This window comes from Microcoleus sp. PH2017_35_SFW_U_B, assembly GCF_020737865.1.
Classification (GTDB): Bacteria; Cyanobacteriota; Cyanobacteriia; order Cyanobacteriales; family Microcoleaceae; genus Microcoleus.
The window spans coordinates 12,301-31,707 of record NZ_JAEQDE010000128.1 but is presented as its reverse complement, the minus strand read 5'-3'; the positions used below and the strand labels follow the sequence as shown (position 1 = coordinate 31,707).

At 46.2% G+C, this 19,407-nt stretch carries 20 protein-coding genes; 11 read left to right on the top strand and 9 right to left on the bottom strand.

The features are described from left to right. The 4 genes from JGK36_RS29970 to malQ form a co-directional block, all read left to right on the top strand. The coding region (locus JGK36_RS29970; RefSeq protein WP_293198549.1) for an RNA-guided endonuclease TnpB family protein at nt 1-297 on the top strand (297 nt) is incomplete at its 5' end. Nucleotides 298-853: 556 nt separating this feature from the next. Next, a complete protein-coding gene (locus JGK36_RS29965; protein ID WP_293147654.1) occupies nt 854-1,612 on the top strand; it encodes a MinD/ParA family protein in 759 nt (252 codons plus the stop codon). Nucleotides 1,613-1,818: 206 nt separating this feature from the next. After that, the gene (locus JGK36_RS29960) at nt 1,819-1,944 is read left to right on the top strand and encodes a photosystem II protein Y (protein ID WP_265235804.1); all 126 of its coding nucleotides are present in this window, start codon (nt 1,819-1,821) and stop codon (nt 1,942-1,944) included. Between the two features lie 617 nt (nt 1,945-2,561). Next, the gene (gene malQ, locus JGK36_RS29955) at nt 2,562-4,070 is read left to right on the top strand and encodes a 4-alpha-glucanotransferase (RefSeq protein ID WP_293180177.1); all 1,509 of its coding nucleotides are present in this window, start codon (nt 2,562-2,564) and stop codon (nt 4,068-4,070) included. Nucleotides 4,071-4,211: 141 nt separating this feature from the next. Here the strand turns inward: malQ and JGK36_RS29950 are convergent, their stop codons facing one another. Both JGK36_RS29950 and JGK36_RS29945 read right to left on the bottom strand, forming a co-directional pair. Further along, nucleotides 4,212-5,081 (bottom strand): RodZ domain-containing protein, encoded by an 870-nt coding sequence (locus tag JGK36_RS29950; RefSeq protein WP_293198547.1) that lies wholly within the window; start codon nt 5,079-5,081, stop codon nt 4,212-4,214. Continuing rightward, a complete protein-coding gene (locus tag JGK36_RS29945) occupies nt 5,078-5,872 on the bottom strand; it encodes a pseudouridine synthase (RefSeq protein WP_293147750.1) in 795 nt (264 codons plus the stop codon). The genes JGK36_RS29950 and JGK36_RS29945 overlap by 4 nt, the downstream gene beginning before the upstream one ends. A gap of 112 nt (nt 5,873-5,984) precedes the next feature. Between JGK36_RS29945 and JGK36_RS29940 the strand changes: the two genes are divergently transcribed. Next, complete coding sequence (locus JGK36_RS29940) at nt 5,985-6,125, top strand: hypothetical protein (protein WP_293180186.1); 141 nt, start codon at nt 5,985-5,987, stop codon at nt 6,123-6,125. Between the two features lie 347 nt (nt 6,126-6,472). Beyond that, nucleotides 6,473-7,264 carry a DUF2993 domain-containing protein gene (locus tag JGK36_RS29935; protein ID WP_293192841.1) on the top strand — a complete coding sequence of 264 codons (792 nt, stop codon included), beginning with the start codon at nt 6,473-6,475 and terminating at the stop codon, nt 7,262-7,264. Between the two features lie 516 nt (nt 7,265-7,780). On the opposite strand, the gene JGK36_RS29930 is transcribed toward JGK36_RS29935, so the two are convergent. From JGK36_RS29930 to JGK36_RS29920, 3 genes are all read right to left on the bottom strand, one after another. Further along, entirely contained in the window at nt 7,781-8,698 is a 918-nt protein-coding gene (locus JGK36_RS29930) for a phosphatidate cytidylyltransferase (protein ID WP_293192839.1), read from the bottom strand. 429 nt (nt 8,699-9,127) lie between these two features. After that, nucleotides 9,128-9,721, bottom strand: coding sequence for a precorrin-6Y C5,15-methyltransferase subunit CbiT (gene cbiT / locus JGK36_RS29925; protein WP_293147744.1), 594 nt, complete (start codon nt 9,719-9,721; stop codon nt 9,128-9,130). Nucleotides 9,722-9,841: 120 nt separating this feature from the next. Beyond that, nucleotides 9,842-11,386, bottom strand: a complete 1,545-nt coding sequence (locus JGK36_RS29920) for an aminotransferase class I/II-fold pyridoxal phosphate-dependent enzyme (RefSeq protein ID WP_293180195.1) — start codon at nt 11,384-11,386, stop codon at nt 9,842-9,844. A gap of 476 nt (nt 11,387-11,862) precedes the next feature. Here JGK36_RS29920 and JGK36_RS29915 point away from each other — a divergent pair, with 476 nt between their 5' ends. From JGK36_RS29915 to JGK36_RS29905, 3 genes are all read left to right on the top strand, one after another. Continuing rightward, nucleotides 11,863-12,114, top strand: a complete 252-nt coding sequence (locus JGK36_RS29915; RefSeq protein WP_293180198.1) for a gamma-aminobutyric acid A receptor, epsilon-like protein — start codon at nt 11,863-11,865, stop codon at nt 12,112-12,114. 270 nt (nt 12,115-12,384) lie between these two features. After that, entirely contained in the window at nt 12,385-13,476 is a 1,092-nt protein-coding gene (gene ychF / locus JGK36_RS29910) for a redox-regulated ATPase YchF (protein WP_293180201.1), read from the top strand. A 26-nt stretch (nt 13,477-13,502) separates the two neighbouring features. After that, on the top strand, nt 13,503-13,868 hold the full coding sequence (locus tag JGK36_RS29905) for a phage holin family protein (protein ID WP_293147768.1): 366 nt from the start codon (nt 13,503-13,505) through the stop codon (nt 13,866-13,868). 288 nt (nt 13,869-14,156) lie between these two features. Here JGK36_RS29905 and JGK36_RS29900 read toward each other — a convergent pair whose 3' ends face one another. The 3 genes from JGK36_RS29900 to JGK36_RS29890 form a co-directional block, all read right to left on the bottom strand. Further along, a complete protein-coding gene (locus JGK36_RS29900; protein ID WP_293201267.1) occupies nt 14,157-14,585 on the bottom strand; it encodes an NUDIX domain-containing protein in 429 nt (142 codons plus the stop codon). 239 nt (nt 14,586-14,824) lie between these two features. Beyond that, nucleotides 14,825-15,277 (bottom strand): DUF3531 family protein, encoded by a 453-nt coding sequence (locus tag JGK36_RS29895; protein WP_293198544.1) that lies wholly within the window; start codon nt 15,275-15,277, stop codon nt 14,825-14,827. Between the two features lie 85 nt (nt 15,278-15,362). Beyond that, entirely contained in the window at nt 15,363-16,379 is a 1,017-nt protein-coding gene (locus JGK36_RS29890) for a Sll0314/Alr1548 family TPR repeat-containing protein (protein ID WP_293198542.1), read from the bottom strand. A gap of 403 nt (nt 16,380-16,782) precedes the next feature. Here JGK36_RS29890 and JGK36_RS29885 point away from each other — a divergent pair, with 403 nt between their 5' ends. Both JGK36_RS29885 and rsmG read left to right on the top strand, forming a co-directional pair. After that, nucleotides 16,783-17,454, top strand: a complete 672-nt coding sequence (locus JGK36_RS29885) for an ABC transporter ATP-binding protein (RefSeq protein ID WP_293147764.1) — start codon at nt 16,783-16,785, stop codon at nt 17,452-17,454. Between the two features lie 102 nt (nt 17,455-17,556). Continuing rightward, nucleotides 17,557-18,282: a 16S rRNA (guanine(527)-N(7))-methyltransferase RsmG gene (rsmG, locus tag JGK36_RS29880; RefSeq protein WP_363319733.1), complete on the top strand. Its 726-nt coding sequence runs from the start codon at nt 17,557-17,559 to the stop codon at nt 18,280-18,282. Nucleotides 18,283-18,340: 58 nt separating this feature from the next. Here the strand turns inward: rsmG and JGK36_RS29875 are convergent, their stop codons facing one another. Beyond that, a complete protein-coding gene (locus JGK36_RS29875) occupies nt 18,341-19,096 on the bottom strand; it encodes a Fe-Mn family superoxide dismutase (protein WP_293180210.1) in 756 nt (251 codons plus the stop codon). Nucleotides 19,097-19,407: the final 311 nt, after the last annotated feature.

The window sequence follows — 19,407 nt, the reverse complement described above, 5'->3', positions numbered from 1 at the left end:
GACTTGAATGTCAGCGGAATGCTGGCAAATCACAAGCTGGCTGGGGCAATATCCGACTTAGGTTTTTACGAATTCAGGCGACAGTTAGAGTATAAATGCAAAATGTATGGCTCCCAATTAGTGCTGGTAGATCGATGGTTTCCCAGTTCTAAGATTTGTGCTAATTGCGGGCATAAAAAAGATATGCCACTCAGCGTTCGGACTTATGATTGTCCTGCTTGTGGTCTGTCGGTAGACCGCGATCTTAATGCCAGTTTAAATATTTTAAATTGGGAACCCAAGGCTATTGGGGGATAGCCTGCTTATCTTGGGATGGCCGACCACCCAATAGCGCAGGAAGTGAACTCTTTCATTGTAGCTAAAGATGGCTTTAGTTAAGTTTGGGTAAGTTTTACGAAGCAGGAAAAGATTGATACTTTAACAGACCAGGAGGATTTGAGCGGCAAGGAAGATCGATCGATATGATATATGATGCGATCGTGAATTGCATAATAATTGATTGTCCGCGTTTCTCCCTGTCATCGTTGTAGAATCTACGGTCAAATATGATTTACATTCCGTTTTGACGGTGTTAAGCCTAGCGGCCGAATTACTACGCCTTCTATCTATTTTACCTATCGGGTTATTGAGATTACTTTTGGTTGTAGACTACAATCCGATCTACCTCTCATTAATGCCTTCTTTTCTAGAGTCTGATTGATTGGCAGACTTCGTAGCTAAGCAGGGTTCCCAACTATAGAGGACATAAATCAACAACTGAATCTAAATAAAAGTCCAGCATCTCAAAAACTTGAAAGTCCATAAATGATTAGACTTAAAGAGATAATTGTTTAATCTTTGCAATACGCCTATCATGTCCAAAATCATCTCTGTCCACTCTTACCGGGGTGGCACTGGCAAATCTAACATGACTGCAAACCTGGCATCTATTATCGCTCGCGGCGGAAACAGGGTCGCCATTGTGGACACAGACATTCAATCGCCCGGGATTCACGTGCTGTTCGGTTTCAGCGAGAACAACATGGATCGCTGCCTCAACGATTACCTGTGGGGCAGGTGTCCGATCTCGGATACGGCTTACAATGTGAGTTCGCTGCTGCCAAAATTAGCCCGTAACGGCAGCCTCTATCTGATTCCTTCGAGCATTAAAGCAGGGGAGATAGCGCGAGTTTTGCGGGAAGGCTACGACGTGGGACTGCTTACCGACGGCTTTCAAGAACTGATCGACGTTCTGAACTTAGACTACCTATTTATTGACACGCACCCAGGACTCAACGAAGAAACCCTTCTCAGCATCACGATTTCGGATATCCTGCTGCTGATTCTGCGTCCGGATCAGCAAGATTTTCAGGGAACGGCTGTCACGGTAGATGTGGCCCGCAAATTAGAAGTTCCCAAGATTTTGATCGCGATCAACAAAGCGCCAGAATCCTTGGATTTCGAGGATTTGAAGCAGCAAGTAGAGAGTATTTACAACATCCCAGTTGGAGGGGTGCTGCCCCACAGCGACAAGATGATGCTGTTAGCCAGCAAGGGGGTGTTTGCCCTGCACTTCCCTAAAGACCCTCTAACTCAAGTGGTGGAAGGGATTGCCAAGCAGATTTTGGGATAATTTGGTGTAAGGACAGCGGATCAAGGTTGACGAGAGCGAGTTGCAGTCTCAATTACTGGGGCGCGATGTCCTGCAAGCGCGATCGCTCCTTGCTGTGGAGGAACTTTTTCGGCGACAATATTTGCTTGAGGAGTCAGGAGAATGGCGACAAAATGAGATACAAATAGATTATGAGAATTTGTTAAAAAACTTTAGGAGGAGAACTCATGGATTTTGACTGGCGCATACTAATAGTATTGAGTCCGGTTTTGTTGGCGGGCGGCTGGGCTGCTTACAATGTCGGCACTATAGCTCTCAAACAAGTTGAGAAATTGTTGAACAAGGAAACTTAAGCTCAGCATTTTCACCGTAATTTTGCAGCCGACTGTTTGTTGAGATACAAAAACAGTCGGCTGATTTGTGCATTGGCTCTCAGGAGCAGGAGGGCTAATGCCATTTTGGATTATCAATGACCCCGCCCAAAAACCTGTACAAGCCCCTGAAGCTATGAGTGTGCAGAAAACCAAAAATTTTAGACTCCTGTTTCTGCTCCGGTGATGAATATGTGGAGTAAAGCTAAAGTCTAAAACTTGTTCGCTCGCTCCGGTCGAAGAATCTAAAATCTAAAATCGGATCGCTTACTGCATCAGGGTTTGGAACGCGGACATATAGTTGCATCCTGTTTGGGAACTTGTTTGATGTTTGGCCCGGAGATCGCAATGTACGACTCCAGACAGATAGAGCGAAAGCCACTTAAAAGTTATAAATAAACTTGTGCATAAACTGGGTGCGATCGCCTCAGCATTTGTGATGAGATTGCGACACAAATATTTAGCCACGTTCCAGCAGAAAATATGAGACAATCGCAAAAGTATTTGCCCTGAAAATCGCCCTACAAACTGCGAAGTTTAACCTCTAGGGAATATCGGTCAAATTGTCAATGTTTAACTCCTATATCTTTAGATAGATTATGCTTTTTCCCCGAGCTAGCGGCATTTTACTCCACCCGACATCTTTTCCCAGCCGATTTGGTGTTGGGGATATGGGAATAGAAGCATATCGCTTTATTGACTTTTTAGTAGAGAGCGACCAGCAATACTGGCAGATATTGCCGCTGGGCCCGACTGGATACGGCAATTCTCCTTATTCGTGCTATTCAGCAATGGCAGGAAATCCGCTGATGCTGAGCCCGGAAATTCTGCGGGACGAGCAATTGCTCAGCGATGAAGATTTAGCTCATTCGCCGGAATTTCCCCTGGATACAGTAGAATTCGATCGCGCGATCGCACACAAAATACCCCTGCTCAAAAAAGCCTGCGAAAACTTCAAAGCGAAAGCATCGCCGGTGCAGCAAAGAGAATTCTCGGCTTTTTGCGAGAGCAAAGCGAGTTGGCTGGAAGATTATGCCTTATTTATGGCACTAAAAGACAGCTTCAACGGCACGAGCTGGCACACTTGGGAACCAGAAATTGCACAGCGCCAACCGGAGGCGCTAGACAAGTGGCGGCAGGAGCTACATAATGAGATTTATTACTACAAATACGTGCAGTTCGAGTTTTTCCGCCAGTGGACTGAGTTGAAACGCTATGCGAACCTGCGCGACATTAAAATTATTGGTGACATTCCGATTTATGTCGCTCACGACAGTGCTGATGTGTGGTCGCATCCGGACTTGTTTTGTTTGGATGAAGCAACTGGAGAACCAGCTTTGATGGCGGGAGTTCCGCCGGATTACTTCAGCGCAACAGGTCAATTGTGGGGCAATCCTGTTTACAATTGGGAGGCTTTGGAAGCAACTAATTTTCAGTGGTGGGTGCAGCGTTTTGAGGCGATTTTCGCTTATGTAGATGTGACTCGGATTGACCACTTTCGAGGATTTGATGCTTACTGGGCGGTGAAGCGCGGGCAGGAAACTGCGATCGACGGAGAGTGGATTAATGCGCCGGGAACGGCTTTGTTTGAGGTAATTAACGAGAAGTTCGGCAATTTGCCGATTATCGCTGAGGATTTGGGGGTAATTACTCCGGAAGTGGAAGCTTTGCGCGATCGGTTTGAGTTTCCCGGAATGAAGATTTTGCAGTTTGCTTTCGGTGCGGGGCCTGGCGATCCTTTTTTGCCTTTCAATTATGTTCGTAACTGTGTAGTTTACACCGGTACCCACGACAACGACACGACTGTTGGCTGGTTCAATCAACTGCAAAACTACGAAAGAGATGAGGTTTTGCGTTATTTGGGCTGCATCGATCCCCAAGGAATTCACTGGTCTTTAATCCGCATGGGTTGGTTTTCTATTGCTAATTTGGCGATCGTGCCCTTTCAAGATTTGTTGGGTTTGGATACCGACGCGCGGATGAATTTTCCGGGGAAAGCAGAGGGAAATTGGGGCTGGCGGTATCGGCGCGAAGCTTTGAATTGGGAGGTGCGCGATCGGCTCAAAACCATGACTTACATCTGCGGGCGCGCTCCCCAGAAAAATTGAAAATTGGGAATTGGGCATTGGGAATTGGGCATAGGGCATAGGGCATAGGGCATTGGTTATTAGAGAAACGACTAACTACTAACGACTAACTATTAACTATTAACTATGTCCCATGCCCAATGCCCGATGCCCTATGCCCGATTATCCTTCATTTTTGGGCTTTGCTGAAGGCTTGAGTTCGTCGGCGGTAAAAACAACTTGTTTGGCAACTCCAGATTCTCCGAGTTGTTCGGCTTGTCCGTTATTCACAGCAATCATTACACCGCCGGCGTTACCAGCTAGAACTACCAATTTGTTTTGGGCCTGCCAGGTGCGGACAGTTCCTGAAGGCAAAGTTCCCTCAAACTCGGGTTTGCCATCAACTTCAATCTTCATCCATGATTCGTCTTTTAAACTGACGTTAACCATGACTGGTTTATTGCCAGATTTATCTAAACTTTGACCTGTTCTTGTTGCTTCCACAGCATCGTAACTATCGGCTTTCTGATTTTTTGAGGCGCTCTGGGCTAAACGAGCTTGTTCTTGCTCAAGAGCTAGTTCTTTGGTTCCCGTACCGTTTTTTGTTGTCAGAGAACCGCCCATCAACTGAGATAAGACATTGACTGAACAGATAATTAGAAATGTGTAAAAAAGGTACAGGTGCATCGGCCGCAATTGTGGCCCATTCTGCCAGGATAGCTTGGTGGTCGATCGCGGTGGCGGTTCGATCGGGAAAAAGTCGGCAAACTGAGTTCCGTCCAAACCCATTGCTTCGGCGTACCGCTTGATCAAACCTTGAGTGTAGACGGGTTCGGGGAGTTGGTCGAGTTGGCCGTCTTCGATGGCTTGCAGCAGATTCCGCCGAATCATGGTTACGACAGCTACTCTGTCCAAAGAAATCGACTGCTGTTCGCGGTACTCCCGGAGTTGAGATCCTATTGCCGCTAATTTCTTCTGAGGAGTTTCTGGCTCTTGGGAGTGCAGTTTCTTCTTAGTTATTTGGGAGAATAAAAACAATAAATTCTTTGTCATATGCTGTGCTCCTGGGGATTCACTGGCACGCTTATTGATGTTAGGTTGACTAGATTCCATAAAAAAATAATTTCTGAATCTTCTAGGGGTCGGTAGCAGCCCGGTGCCAATATCGGCCCTGCGGGGGGCTGCAATTGAATCGGGCCAATGGCTGTGCGGTGCAGGCGCACCACTGGATATCCCAACTGCTCGGCGGTGCGCCGAATCTGTCGGTTTCTCCCTTCTGATAGAATTACTTCTAACAGAGTTTGGTCTCTCGCGCGATCGATAACTCTAACTTTCGCGGGTAATGTTTTTCTACCGGACAAGATAATGCCCTGACGCCACGCTTGTAGTATGGGTTCCGGGGGATCGCCGAGCACCCAAACTTGATAAGTTTTGGCGATCGAGTGACGCGGATGGGTCAAACAAAATGTCAGCTTACCATCATTGGTGAGCAATAGGGCGCCTGTGGAATCTGCATCTAAGCGTCCTACGGGATGGATGCCTTGACCAGATCGCAGTTTGGGCGGCAGCAAGTCGAGAACTTTCGATCGCGCCCTGGGATCGCTGCAAGTAGAAACTACGCCTGCGGGTTTGTTGAGCAACAGATAGACCTCTGCCGGTCTATCTGTTGGTTTCACATGGACTCCATCGACTTCGATGAAATCGCGATCGGGATTCGCCTTTTGTCCTAAACGAACAATATTGCCATTAACCCGGACTCGTCCAGCTACAATCATCTGTTCTGCAAGACGGCGAGAGGCAATGCCCCACTGGGCGAGGATTTTTTGCAGCCTTTCATCAGACATGACGGGAATGTGGAAAGCCCCAACACCCGAGCGGTGGAGGGAGGAAATACGACACGGTTAATGGATTAACCGATGCTACCAATGTTCAATTCCTGGTTGGGAAGAAATTCTAATGTTTGCTAACCAATCCTTGCAGGGCGTTGCGCCTGGTGCAGATTGTCCTTATGGCATAACCCTGAATGTTGTGCAAAAACTACGAGGAAAAGACTCGCGGGAGGCTATTGCCTGCACCGTTGGTTTGTTGCTGATTTAAAATGTGTGGGTCTGACACGACCATTAACTAACACTACCATAAAACCGGTACTGCTGGTTAATTTTATACGCTCGATCGCGAAATTTCCCTCGGGATCGCACAACTGGCAAACTCAGGAGAAAGCCTGAGGGGGGAAGGGTGAGATTTTTTCTGCTTCAGGCGTTGCTGATGTCTGATTTCGGCTTCTGGAGTATGTCACGAGGTGGGTTCATCAACCCGTTCTTAGGGAAAATCCGAGGTTGAGGGCGATATTTCTTTGTATAAACCGGGTTTGTGAGACGGGATGCGCTCGTTAATAGTTAAATTTTTGTGTTTGAATATTAAGGTTTGTAATTTTCAAATTGTTTATGACTGTCGATCGCCACTCTCTTTTATTTGACAATATAGCTACTGCGGCCAGCTCTGGTGGGACTGCCAACCTCGACGAGGAAGGGGAGACACCGCCGCCGAGCCAAGGCAGCCGGATCGCAAGTTCGGTGCTGTCTCCGGCGGTGCAGTTGTTGCTGCGATCGCAAGTTCAGCAGGTTGATGAGTTGAAGGTGAAAATTGAGGGGAGCGATCGACAAATTTTCAGCGGTGCAATCCCCAAAGTAACGGCAGCGGCTCGCGGTGCCGTGTATAAAGGATTACACCTAACAGAGGTTGCCCTAGAGGGCTGTGGGATTCGCATCAACCTCGGTCAAGCTCTCAAAGGCAAACCACTGCGCCTGCTCGAATCGGTTCCCGTGACTGGCGTTTTGAGGCTCTCTCAAGCGGATTTGAATGCGTCCCTGAAAGCGCCTTTGCTGGCGGATGCTTTGAGTGAATTTTTGCTGCCAATGTTGCCGCTGACAGATAGCGAAAAGTCGCTGAAGTTGGAAAATTCGCAGATCGAAATTGAGGCGGGGAAGTTGACGCTGGTGGCGACAATTTTGCGCGCTGGGGGTACGCAAATTCCTGTTGTATTGCGGACTGGTTTGCGGATTGCTAGCGGTCGCGAATTGATGTTTGAAGTACCGGAAATCGAAGTCAATGGAGAAATCAAGAGCAGTGATTTCAAGGATTTTAAAATTGATTTCGGACAGGAAGTTGCAATTGATGAGTTGATTTTGAGTCCGGGGGAGATTGTTTGTCGGGGTGGAATTCGAGTTTTGCCTTAGTTATTTGTTGTTTGTTGGCTGTTGTTTGTTGTTTGTTGTTTGTTATCTGTTGGGGAGCATCTCATTTTTGTAAAAAGCATTTTTTTTATTATATTGCGAGCTTAAGAGATCGCGTATTGTCCTCGCGAGCTCTTAAGCTCGCAATATAAATGCAAAATAGTACGAGCTTAAGAGTTCGCGTATTGTACTCGCGAGCGGGGACGCTCTATTATAAATGCAAAACTGGGTGCATCTGGTTTTTGAAGAGGGCGAAGCATGACCGTATATAAGTTATTAGTTATAATCCCATATTGACTACGGTCATGCTATAGCCCATACAAACATATTTGCTTGCATTGAGATGCACCCGCAAAACTGAGATGCTCCCTGTCTGTTGACTGTTGTCTGTTGTTTGTTGGCTGTAACTGGTTCCCAGGAAGAGCCTGGGAATACATACCCGAACGCTCTGATCTGCCTCCAAATTCATATGCCCGATGCCCGATGCCCGATGCCCGATGCCCAATTCCCAATTCCCAATTACGGATTAATTAAAAAAGAGTCGATCGCGGGCAATAACAAAGTCACAAAATAGTAGACTAAGGGTGCGGTAAAAACATAACTGTCAGTGCGATCGAGAATGCCGCCGTGACCGGGAATCAACTGTCCCGAATCCTTAACGCCGGCGTCTCGTTTCATCATCGACTCAGTTAAATCTCCCAACAAGCTAGCAACGCCAATCAACAGACCAAAAGCTGCCCCAGTATACGGCCACCCCGGCCATTGTAAATACCAAGACCAGGCGGCGGCCACGGCGATACTGCCGCAAACTCCAAATACGGCACCTTCAACGGTTTTTTTAGGGCTGATGTGGGAGAGGCTAGTGCGGCCGAAGAATTTGCCGACAAAATAAGCGCCAATGTCAGCGGCCCAGATGCAGAGGAAAGCCACCAGCAGCGAAGTCAATCCTAAAGATATGCTGCTGGAACTTGTCCAAGACTGGGACGAGTAAATGTTAACGGGCAAATTGCTTGCTACTAATTGCGAAAATTGGGTTGTAGCCACATTGGCAGGATCGAGTCCGACTCGCAGCCGTATCCAATAGCTGGGCAAATAGCCGCCGTAGAACAATCCTAAAATAGAAGCGGCAATATCGGCGATCGTCGATAACTTCGGTTGGAACAACAGATAGAAACAGATGAAAGTTCCGGCTAAGGGGAACATGGCGTCTACGAGTTGAGGCGCCAGGGCGGCAGTAATCAGCAGAATTTGACTGACAACTAAGGTGGTTTTGCCAGCAGGTGCAATGCCCTTAGCTCGGGCTAACTGAAAATATTCCAATTGACCTAGGTACACGATGACGCCAAAGCCGAGGGTGAAGTACCATCCCCCCATAATAATCATTCCCAAAGCAAGGACGATCGCAACTATTCCACTCAGGATACGAGACCAAGGCATAAAATGAATTTCTCACAGGAGACGGCAGGTCAGTCGATTTTAGATTTTAGATTTTAGATTTTAGATTTTAGATTTAGTCCACAGATGAATCTGGGGGTTGGAACTATGGTCTAAAATTTTGTTTTTTGGGCGGGCTCGGTCGATTTGGGATGCAAGGATACAAGGATACAAGGATACAAGGATGGTTAAGGCACAGGTTCGTCCCCCATCCTCAACCGGCGATCCAAAATTTCAACTCAGGCGATCGCTCCAGCTAAGGTCGGCCTTATTATAAGTATTATGAACGTTAAGCTAACGTAAAAAAGGTTAAGAATTGCATTTAATGTTTGATTCTCAGTGATACAGCCTCCGGGCCCACATCACCATCTTTGATGTGGTGTGGGAATATTTCCGTCTAAGGACTAATGACTGATGACTAATGACTAACGACTAATCCAACTTTTCACCGCTGAGAATAAAGATGGGATTGACGGCGGCAAAGGTTTGACTCAAGCCCCGAGTCTCCAAGCGGTTGACGGCGGACTGGACTACCTCGATGTTGCGGACTTGCAACTCGGCGAAGCTTTCGGAAAGGGCGTAAAGATTCTCTAAATTCGAGGCTGTGGCGACAACTCGACCCTGTGGGCGCAAGTGTCGCCAGACTTCCTTGAGAATCATTTTAATCGGGCGCCCTCCTTCGATGCAGACTCGGTGGGGGTGTTCGGGGAGATTTTCGAGGCATTCAGGGGCGCTACCTTCAATGACTTCTACGTTTTTGATCTCGAATCGATCGCAATTTCGGCGAATCAAGCTTGCTACTTCTTCATCCCTTTCGATGGCGATAATGCGACCTTTGGGACACAGCAAACCTGTTTCTACGGCGATGGTACCAGTACCTGCACCGATGTCCCACACCACTGAATCTGCTTGCAGCCGCAGGTGGGAGAGTAACAGCAGTCGGACTTCTCGCTTACTCATGGGAATTCCCGGTAAACGTTCAAATAAATCGTCTGGGATACCAGGAGTGACGTAGGGCCAAAGCATAGTTGTATTTTTAATGGAAGGAAGAAGGAAGAAGGAAGAAGGAAGAGGGAAAAGGGAAGAGGGAAGATTTTTCCCATTTCCTACTATCCCTCATTTCCCACTATCCCCAAGTCTTAATATTTACTTTCGCACAACCCTGAGAGTTTGGAGGCGGGGATCGCTGCAACCTGTGATTTTGCCGCCGGCTGCAAGGATGTGTTGCAGGTAGTCAAGGGCTTGTGAGGTAATGATTTCACCGGGCATCAAAACTGGTATTCCTGGCGGGTAGGGACAGATGAGTTCGGCACTGAGTCGATCGACTGCTTGGTCTATTCCTACGGTTTCCGCCGGGGAAAAAAAGGCCTCGCGGGGGCAGAGAGAGGGAGTGGGAAATCCTAACAGAGATCTTGCACCATTCTCAAGAACAGGCAAGATGCCTGTTCCACAAAGAGTGAATTTTCTTGTGGGGTGGGCATCTTGCCCGCCCCCGGTTGTACCGGCGTCGTCCCCGTGCCCGCCTCCTAAATTGTGAGTTAAATTCTGGAAACCTTTAACCAGATTGTCAATATCTGATGCTGTATTTCCCAAGCTGATAATAAATGTTAAATGCTGCGGCATTGGTAATTCTGCGGTGACTGCGAGTTGCGAGTGGAGAATTTCATCAGCCGCAAATCCTGTTATTCCTAAATCGGATACTTTTACTGTTAGCCTGGTTCTGTCTAGTGCGACAAAACCGGGCGTATTTAACGGTTCTAAAACTGATAAGCCGGGAATTTGACTAATGTGCGATCGCGCTTTTGCAGCTAAATCTAAAGTTTGCATCATTAACTCCTTCCCGTGGAGTGCGATTTGTTGGCGGGCGGCGTCTAATGATGCTAATAATAAGTAGCTGGGACTGGTGGATTGTACAAGCTGCAATGCCCTATTTAATTTTTTAATATCTATGCGATCGCCCTTGACGTGCAACATCGATGCTTGAGTCATTGCACCGAGGGTTTTGTGGATTGATTGTACTGTTAAATCTGCCCCGGCGGATAGGGCTGGTTCTGGTAAGTCTGGATGAAAGTTAAAGTGGGCGCCGTGGGCTTCGTCTACTAATAACGGGATGTTGTATTGATGGGTAATTTTGGCGATCGCCCGCAAATCTCCACAAACGCCGTGATAAGTAGGGTAGACGACCATTACTGCTTTTGCGTCGGGATGTTGTTTTAGGGCTGCTGCTGCTGCTTCTGGGGTGATGCTGTTGGCAATATCCCAATCCGGGTTGTATTCGGGATTGACAAAAATGGGAATTGCACCGGATAAAATCAAACCAGAAATTGCCGATTGATGGATGTTTCGAGGCAAGATAATTTTATCTCCCGGCCCGCAAGTCGCGACAATTGCCGCCATGATTCCGCAAGTCGAACCGTTTGCTAAAAACCGAGTATGTTCGGCGCCAAAAGCCGAAGCAGCTAAATTTTGAGCTTCGGCAATTACGCCCTCTGGGTTGAAGAGATTGTCTAATTCTGGCAATTCGGGCAAATCTGAGCGAAATACTGCGGCACCGAATAAGTCAACTAACGGCCCTGAAATGCCTTGTCCGCGTTTGTGTCCGGGGGCGTAGAATGGGCTGTGATGGTGGTTTGTGCGATCGCGCAGCGCATCTAATAGGGGAGTTTGTTGTTGAGGGTTTGGTACTGACACGCTTATATAGCCTTTCTCAGAAAGATCAAGTAGTCGTGGGCATAGGGCATTGGGCATAGGGCATTGGGCATTGGGCATTGGGCATTGGGCATAGCTCATTTTTTCGAGAACCGCTATACCATTTGAGATTTGAGATTTGAGATTTGAGATTGGGGATGACTCACTGGATCTGGCTTGGGATATTCCCTAATACTCAAGGCATAATTTTAGGCGGACATAACAGTTAATTTTCGGTATTTAGATAGATGTGTTAGCCACTGTTTTGATTTTAATATAATAAACTAGCTCATAAATATTTGATTGAGAGTAAAACCGCAGATGAAGGCAGATAGACGCAGATAAATTTAAGGTGTTTTTCAAGTCTGTCAACTCTAATTAACCAATACCACAAATCGGTTGTTTTTGTTTTAAAAGATAACTGGAATTGGTGACCAATTGTTTTTTTAACATCTCTATTAGCTGAGCTAAACACTAACATGATTTATCCCACTTCCGATCCGTTTCCCGGGCCACAGATTCCCGGTACCGAACCCGGGCTGCCGACTATTATACCGGCATCGCCACCGGTGCCTGGCCCCGTTCCCGAACCGATTCCCGGGATAGTACCGGAACCGGTACCTGCGCCAATTCCGCAGCCAATTCCTGAACCGGTGCCGGAAACTGTGCCTTCTCCGATTCCTCAAACAGTTCCGGGGCCTATTCCTCAGACAATCCCTGAACCAATCTAAATTATGTTTTAGTGCTTCGGGAAGTTTAACAGAATTTGTAAGGTCGATCGCCCAAACCGAGTTTCTTGCCCAGGACCCAATTTGTTGATAAATAAGGGACAGGGAGAGGTTTCGGGCGATCGCTTTTTTGGGAAACCACTTGTGAACCGTTCAGCCATCTACCTCAAGTTAGATATTTAGCCGAACACAGGCTTGAGATTTGGGGTGGCTTGTCCAATATATTGCGGATACTTATGATATTTTGAAACAGTGATATGTTTCTAAATAGCTATGCTTACCGCCGGAATTGTCGGACTGCCTAATGTTGGCAAATCTACTCTGTTTAATGCTTTGGTGGCTAATGCCAAGGCGACTGCTGCTAATTTTCCTTTTTGTACGATCGAGCCAAATACCGGTATCGTGGCAGTACCCGACGAACGGTTGAAGGTGCTGAGCAATATTTCCAATTCTGTGCAAACTGTGCCCACGCGGATGGAGTTTGTCGATATTGCAGGTTTGGTGAAGGGTGCGAGTCAGGGCGAAGGGCTGGGAAATCAGTTTTTGTCTCACATTCGGGCTGTAGATGCGATCGTCCATGTTGTCCGCTGTTTTGACAATGATGATATCATTCACGTTTCCGGTTCTGTCGATCCCCAGCGAGATATTGACATTATCAATCTCGAATTAATTTTAGCAGATTTAGCTCAAATTGAACGCCGACTCGATCGCACTCGCAAACAAGCCCGCAACAACAAGGAAGCTCAAGCAGAAGTAAACGTCCTTGAAAAATTGGTCGTGGTTTTGAATGCAGAAAAACCAGTACGCCAGACCAGTTTAACTGACGAAGAAGCAGAATTAGTTAAAGGTTTAGAATTGTTAACAAACAAGCCGATCATCTATGCAGCGAACGTGTCTGAAGACGAATTGGGAACCGGAAATAGCTATGTCGAACAAGTCCGGGAAATAGCAGAAGCAGAAAATGCTAAGGTTGTCATAGTTTCGGCGCAAGTTGAGTCAGAATTGGTAGAACTACCAGAGGAAGAACGAGCTGATTTCCTCGAATCTCTGGGGGTAACAGAAGGTGGCTTAAAATCTTTGATTCGAGCTACTTACGAATTATTGGGTTTGCGGACTTATTTCACTAGCGGGCCGAAGGAAACTCGCGCTTGGACGATTATCGCAGGAATGTTAGCGCCACAAGCTGCGGGGGTAATTCACTCTGATTTTGAGCGGGGTTTCATCCGGGCCGAAACTGTAGCTTATGAAGATTTGGTGGCTACCGGTGCGATGAATGCAGCTAAGGAAAAAGGCTTAGTTCGCAGTGAAGGAAAAGAGTATGTTGTACAAGAGGGGGATGTGCTGTTGTTCCGATTTAATGTTTAGTCTTTTAAGGAGATAAGCACGTGCACATAGATATCGTTTCGCTGGTAATTGCTTGGTTGGTAACATCTGTGAGCTTTTTTATTATTTCCAAGTTACCCATAGGCGTGGATATTGACAGTTTTGGCAAAGCGATGGTTTCGGCGGCAGTTTTTGGATTGCTGAATGCTTTAGTGCGACCAGTTTTTGTAGTTTTGGGCTTTCCAGCTTTATTGGTAACTGTTGGTTTGTTTATGATTGTTATCAACGCTGCTATCTTTGGCTTGGCGGCTTGGCTAGTCGAAGGATTTAGATTGCGGTGGGGAATTTGGAGTGCTTTGCTTGGTGCTCTAGCCCTCGCTTTCATTAACTCTTTGCTGTATCAGGTTTTGGGTACGCTTCCCAGAGTAAGGTAGAGAAAGTTCATTCAGTTGACAGTTGACAGTTGACAGTTGACAGTTGACAGCAATCTCTACCTCCTGGAAGGAAGAGGATTGGAGTAATGAATCGTCTTCTTTTAATTTCTACGCCAAACCCAGAGGCTTTCAACCAATTATTTCTGGTAACGCGGACAAAAATAAAGGGGGCGGGTTTATCTATTTTGTGAATTGTGGCAAAGTATTTGGGAGAAAACCCGCCCCTACTGCACATATTTTGAGTAAAAATTGCTTCTAATGTATTTGCTTGTTGGGATTTGGATCGATTTAGTTATCAGTCTTCGGCAATTCTCCCGAACGAAATCGGTGAACAGGCATCCAAAATGCGGTACATTTCAAGTTACCGTCTACAAAATCTAAACTTGCTAATTCATAGAATTTGGAGTCAACAAAATCGCACTGATAGAGTTGTATTAATTCGTGTCCAGCTTGACCATTAAAAATAAAGAAGTTTTCCAAACAAGCTAAATATCTGATATTTGTTAACTCGGCTTTAATTTCTTCTTTAAATTCTCTTTGCAAAGCGTCGAGGCTGTGTTCTCCGAATTCTACGCCTCCACCCAGAGCTCGATACAATGTGTCTTGTTTTACCGGATCTTTGAATTGGGAAACGAAAATGCGATCCTCTTCGAGGGCTTCGCTAACGCCCGATCGAATTAATCCTAAAACAATTACACGAATTTTACCTTGCATAATATATAGCGGTTCTCAGAAAGATGAGGTATGTTGTTGGGCTTGGGCCCTCTTTGTTTAGCGGTTATATAAGCTGTCAGTCATACCTCACCTTTTTGAGAAGTGCTATAGCCATTCAGTCATGAGTCATCAATCATTAGACATCTCATAAAAAGCCAGTTTTGAACAGGCATCCTGCCTGTTCCACAAGAATCATGAGAGATTTCTAGTCATTATCCGTATCATCCGTGTCGTGCTAACGGTTAATTGTCCGGCTCAAAACCCTCTCTCTTCCTCGTATTTTCAACGGGCCAGTCTATATTTTCACCGCCGATAATTAGTTCTTCAATCGTCACAAATTCTTTGCTGAGTTGCTGGAAAACATTAATTAAAACATCGATGCCGATAGCATCGCTAGTCCCCAAATCAAACCAGCAGCGAGCCCAAGAACCTTCATACTCCATTTCTCCCATATTGTGCATCAAAGCCATCATGCTTTGGTCGGCTAGATTAACATCGTAATTCATATCGCTGATGTCTAAGCCTTCATCTTGAACTTGCAAATTTTCAGCATTAAATCCTCCCAGTTTTCCCAAAAAGAACCAAGAATCAAACACTTCTTCTACATACTGTTTTTCGCCGTTTGAAGGCACGTTACTGAATTTTAGCCAAATCCAGAGGTCAAAGGGATTAAATTCGCGAAACTGTACTTGCATCAAGTTTTACTCTTGTTAATAACAACCGCCAAGATGGTACTGTCAACTGTCAACTGTCAACTGTCAACTGTCAACTGTCAACTGTTTATAGTGGTGGTAAAGCCGTCGGCCCCCAGACTCCATCTGCATCTCTAATTTTATCGCGCATCGGGTCACAATCACGAGATTTGCTGTCGAGACGGTTGCGAGTTTTGCACTGCTGAAAGAAGATTTCGGCTACTAAGCTGCGCGGTAGTTGATCTGGTTTTGCTAAGGCGGCGTCGAAGTTTTTTCGGGCTTCCTCAAGTATGGTTTTGTTGTTGGATTGAGTCTTGGCTTGAGCAGATAAGACTTGTGCTTTGAGATAAAGGATTTCGGGGTTGGTGGGTGTTTCTGCTAGAGATTTGTTGGCAAATTCTAAAGCGCGATCGTATTTTTTTAAGTCTCGATAGCCTACGGCCATGCCGCGATAGGCTAAGTAGCGGGGCGAGGCTTTTTCTTCCAGTCGTTTAATGGCGTCGCTGGGGTTGGAAAAGGGTAGGTTTGAGGCTAACATTAAGTCCATGTAGCCTTTTAGCAGGTTGAGTTCTGGGTCGTTCGGCGCTATTTTTTCTGCTGCATCTAGGTATTGAAATACTACTCGCAGTTTGTTGAGTGCTTGGGGCGCGCCTTTGGCTGTTCCTTCTTTGGCTATGGCATTTGCTCCTTCTAGAAAGTGACCTGCTGCTGTGTAAATGTTGCCGCGCAAGGGGTTAGTTTTGGTCAATTTTTCGCCGACTTCGCGGGTTTTTTGAGCGTAGGTATTCATCGAGTTTAAGTCTTGCTCGATGTAGGATAATGAGGCTGCCATTGCATAGGCTAGGGGTTCGTTTGGTTCTGCTGATAGTGCTTGTTGAACTTGGGCTTTTGCTTGTTTGTAGTTTCCTTGCTGAAACATTGTTTTGAAGGCGGTTTCGGTGTTGGGCCCGATCGCCTGCTGGTTGATCGTGCGGAAGGGATCGCCTGCTACTGCGGAGTTTATGCAGATGCCCAGGGCGATCGCACTTCCACAGGCGATCGCCCGTACTGTCTGTTTGTAACTTAACATTTGCTTGCCCAGCGATGCTAAAGGGTTTTTCGTCATAGTCAATTCTCTCAATGAAATATACTGTAAACTAGAAACAAGAGAGTTACGTTCTCAGACTATCGGGCCGCTAGCAAAAAAGAGTTAAATTTGCTTGATTTTTTGTGGCTCTTGCGGTATATTTTAATAATGGAAGTGTGAATTCTAATATATATGAGCGCACAGATTTCCATTGTCAAAATATACCATAAAAAATGTCAATAATCAAACGCCAAGGCTGAAAAAAACCGAAAATTTTGTAAAGATTTATGTAAAATAAATTTGGGCGATCGGCACCAGCCAAAAACAACCTTAACTATTAATAGCACAACCAGGATCTGAGGTATACACGATTCCCAATTCCCAATTCCCAATTCCCCATTCCCAATTCCCAATTCCCAATTCCCAATTCCCAATTACGTTAATGCTTTATCTAAAAAACTTAGTCTATCATCCTACAGCCTGTCCCAATGCTATTCTAAAAAATATCAACTTAGAACTGCCATCGCAACAAATGGGGCTGATTGTCGGCCGTAGCGGTTCCGGCAAAAGTACGCTCTTAGAAATATTAGCAGGTTTAGCAGAAAAAACTAGCGGCGACATCCGCTGGCGCGAACAAGAATTAACACCGGAACACTTGCAACAGTTAGGAGGTTTAGTGTTCCAGTTTCCTGAAAGACATTTTTGTGGGGGGACAATTTTAGAAGAATTGCGACTGGGACATCCCGAATTGGGACAAGAACAAATTCACTCAGCGATGAAAGAAGTTGGGTTGGCACATTTGCCGCTGCGCGCTTCTCCCCACGCTTTAAGTGGCGGACAACAGCGCCGGGTGGCCCTGGCGGTGCAGCTAATTCGCCAGCCGCATTTGCTACTTTTGGACGAACCGACGGCGGGTTTGGATTGGTCGATGCGCCGACAGTTGGTAAGCTTGTTGGGTAAGTTGAAAAATCACTGGACTTTGTTGATTGTTACTCACGATGCTAGCGATTTGTTGAGCGTTGCTGATAAGTTTTGGACGTTAGATCACGGGGATTTGCAGGAGGTCGATCGCGCGAAGTTAGAGGCTAAGGAAGCAAGTTGTGTGAGTCAGTAGGCAGTTGACAGTTGACAGTTGACAGTTGTGCGAGGTTAAGAAGTCGCAAACTTTGTCATTAGTTCTTTCGATGGTTATTAGAAGATGAACCAGACAGAAATTATGATGTTACCCCAAATGAATGAATTGTGGCAAAAAACGCTGAATTGGGAGCCGGATGAGTCGCAGCAGCAACAATTTCAGCGGCTTTATGAGTTAATTGTTGAAGGCAATCGTTCCTTGAATTTAACTCGAATTATTGAGCCGATCGAGTTTTGGGAAAAACATTTGTGGGATTCTCTGCGGGGAATTGCGAGACTGCTGCCGGTTAATCACAATTCGCCGGAAAATAACGATTTTCCCGTTGAGTCCCCGCTCAAAGCGATCGATATCGGGACTGGTGCGGGTTTTCCTGGTTTGCCGATCGCGATCGCCCTTCCACATTTATCAGTCACTCTCCTGGATTCTACTCGCAAGAAAATTACTTTCTTGGACACGGTTTTGCCGTCTTTAGGGATCAAAAATGCTACGACTTTGCTGGGCAGATCCGATGAAATTGCCCGACAACCGCAGCACAGACAAGCTTACGATATCGCATTTCTGAGGGCAGTTGGAGCAGCTTCTCTGTGCGCTAAATACGCGCTACCTTTCCTGAAAAACGGCGGTTTGGCGGTACTTTACCGGGGAAATTGGACGGTAGAGGAAGAGGAAGAGTTGCAAAGTGCGATCGAGCGTTTGGGCGGTACGCTTGAGTCAGTCGAATCATTCACCACGCCTGCGAGTCAGGGCGCGCGCCACTGCCTTTATTTGCGGAAAACTGTACAGAAGCTCGATCGCCCGATTCGCTAGCGGAAGCCATTTTAGATACAATAGCGGTTGAAACAACCGCCACTGTATCTTTGTTAAACTAACCGATCGCCTTTTCGTAGCGTTTGTTAATTTCCGCCCAATTAACCACGTTCCACCACGCTTTTAAGTAGTCTGCACGCAGGTTTTGGTATTTGAGATAATAAGCGTGTTCCCAAACATCATTGCCCATAATGGGATAGTTGCCATCACTGAAAGGACTGTCTTGATTGCCAGTAGTTGTAATCTCAAGTTTACCAGCTTTATTGCGAACTAGCCACACCCAACCGCTGCCAAAACGCTTAGTACCAGCCTCGTTGAATTTGGCTTTAAAATCCTCAACACTGCCGAAATTTTGCTTAATTGCTGTGGCAATTGCTCCTGTGGGTTCGCCGCCGCCTTTGGGACTCATGATTTCCCAAAACATACTGTGATTGAGGTGTCCGCCGCCATTATTGCGTACAGTTGTGCGAATATCTTCCGGCACTTTGCTCAAGTCTTTGAGCATATTTTCAACACTCACGTTTTTAAGATTCGGGTATTTATTGACAGCATCGTTGAGGTTTTTAACGTAAGCTGCGTGGTGTTTGTCGTGGTGAAATTGCATTGTCCGCGCATCGATGTGCGGTTCTAAAGCGTTGTATTCGTAAGGCAGAGGCGGTAGTGTAAAAAGCCCGGGAGTTTGGGCTATTTTTGGGCTTTCTGGGGATGGACTTGCTTGCGCTACACTATTGCCTGACGCTTGGCAAGCACCTGCGGTAATAGCTCCGACGGTGGCTGTTAGCAAATACAAGAAATCTCGGCGTTGGAGTGTCATAAAAGATCCCTAAGTGAATTATTAACTGTTTTATCTCAGATTAAAGCAAAAGGGGAGGAAGTTGGGAAAAAAATTATAAAATCGTAAATATACCTAATTAAACTTAAAATACAACTCGCGCTCAAGCTTGCTGTGTATATCTTCTTCTTTCCTAATGACTAAGGGTGCATCTGGCGCAAGGAAGAGGGCGAAGCATGACCGCATATAAGTTATTAGTTATCATCTCATATTGACTGCGGTCATGCTTCGCCCCTACGGATATATTTGCCTTGCGCCAGATGCACCCAATGACTAATCACTACCCTTCGGCT

Coding starts and splice junctions, on each gene's coding strand:
- JGK36_RS29965 (WP_293147654.1), top strand. CDS start 854: ATGTCCAAAATCATCTCTGTCCACTCTTACCGGGGTGGCACTGGCAAA.
- JGK36_RS29960 (WP_265235804.1), top strand. CDS start 1,819: ATGGATTTTGACTGGCGCATACTAATAGTATTGAGTCCGGTTTTGTTG.
- malQ (WP_293180177.1), top strand. CDS start 2,562: ATGCTTTTTCCCCGAGCTAGCGGCATTTTACTCCACCCGACATCTTTT.
- JGK36_RS29950 (WP_293198547.1), bottom strand. CDS start 5,081: ATGACAAAGAATTTATTGTTTTTATTCTCCCAAATAACTAAGAAGAAA.
- JGK36_RS29945 (WP_293147750.1), bottom strand. CDS start 5,872: ATGTCTGATGAAAGGCTGCAAAAAATCCTCGCCCAGTGGGGCATTGCC.
- JGK36_RS29940 (WP_293180186.1), top strand. CDS start 5,985: ATGTTTGCTAACCAATCCTTGCAGGGCGTTGCGCCTGGTGCAGATTGT.
- JGK36_RS29935 (WP_293192841.1), top strand. CDS start 6,473: ATGACTGTCGATCGCCACTCTCTTTTATTTGACAATATAGCTACTGCG.
- JGK36_RS29930 (WP_293192839.1), bottom strand. CDS start 8,698: ATGCCTTGGTCTCGTATCCTGAGTGGAATAGTTGCGATCGTCCTTGCT.
- cbiT (WP_293147744.1), bottom strand. CDS start 9,721: ATGCTTTGGCCCTACGTCACTCCTGGTATCCCAGACGATTTATTTGAA.
- JGK36_RS29915 (WP_293180198.1), top strand. CDS start 11,863: ATGATTTATCCCACTTCCGATCCGTTTCCCGGGCCACAGATTCCCGGT.
- ychF (WP_293180201.1), top strand. CDS start 12,385: ATGCTTACCGCCGGAATTGTCGGACTGCCTAATGTTGGCAAATCTACT.
- JGK36_RS29895 (WP_293198544.1), bottom strand. CDS start 15,277: ATGCAAGTACAGTTTCGCGAATTTAATCCCTTTGACCTCTGGATTTGG.
- JGK36_RS29890 (WP_293198542.1), bottom strand. CDS start 16,379: ATGACGAAAAACCCTTTAGCATCGCTGGGCAAGCAAATGTTAAGTTAC.
- JGK36_RS29885 (WP_293147764.1), top strand. CDS start 16,783: ATGCTTTATCTAAAAAACTTAGTCTATCATCCTACAGCCTGTCCCAAT.
- rsmG (WP_363319733.1), top strand. CDS start 17,557: ATGATGTTACCCCAAATGAATGAATTGTGGCAAAAAACGCTGAATTGG.
- JGK36_RS29875 (WP_293180210.1), bottom strand. CDS start 19,096: ATGACACTCCAACGCCGAGATTTCTTGTATTTGCTAACAGCCACCGTC.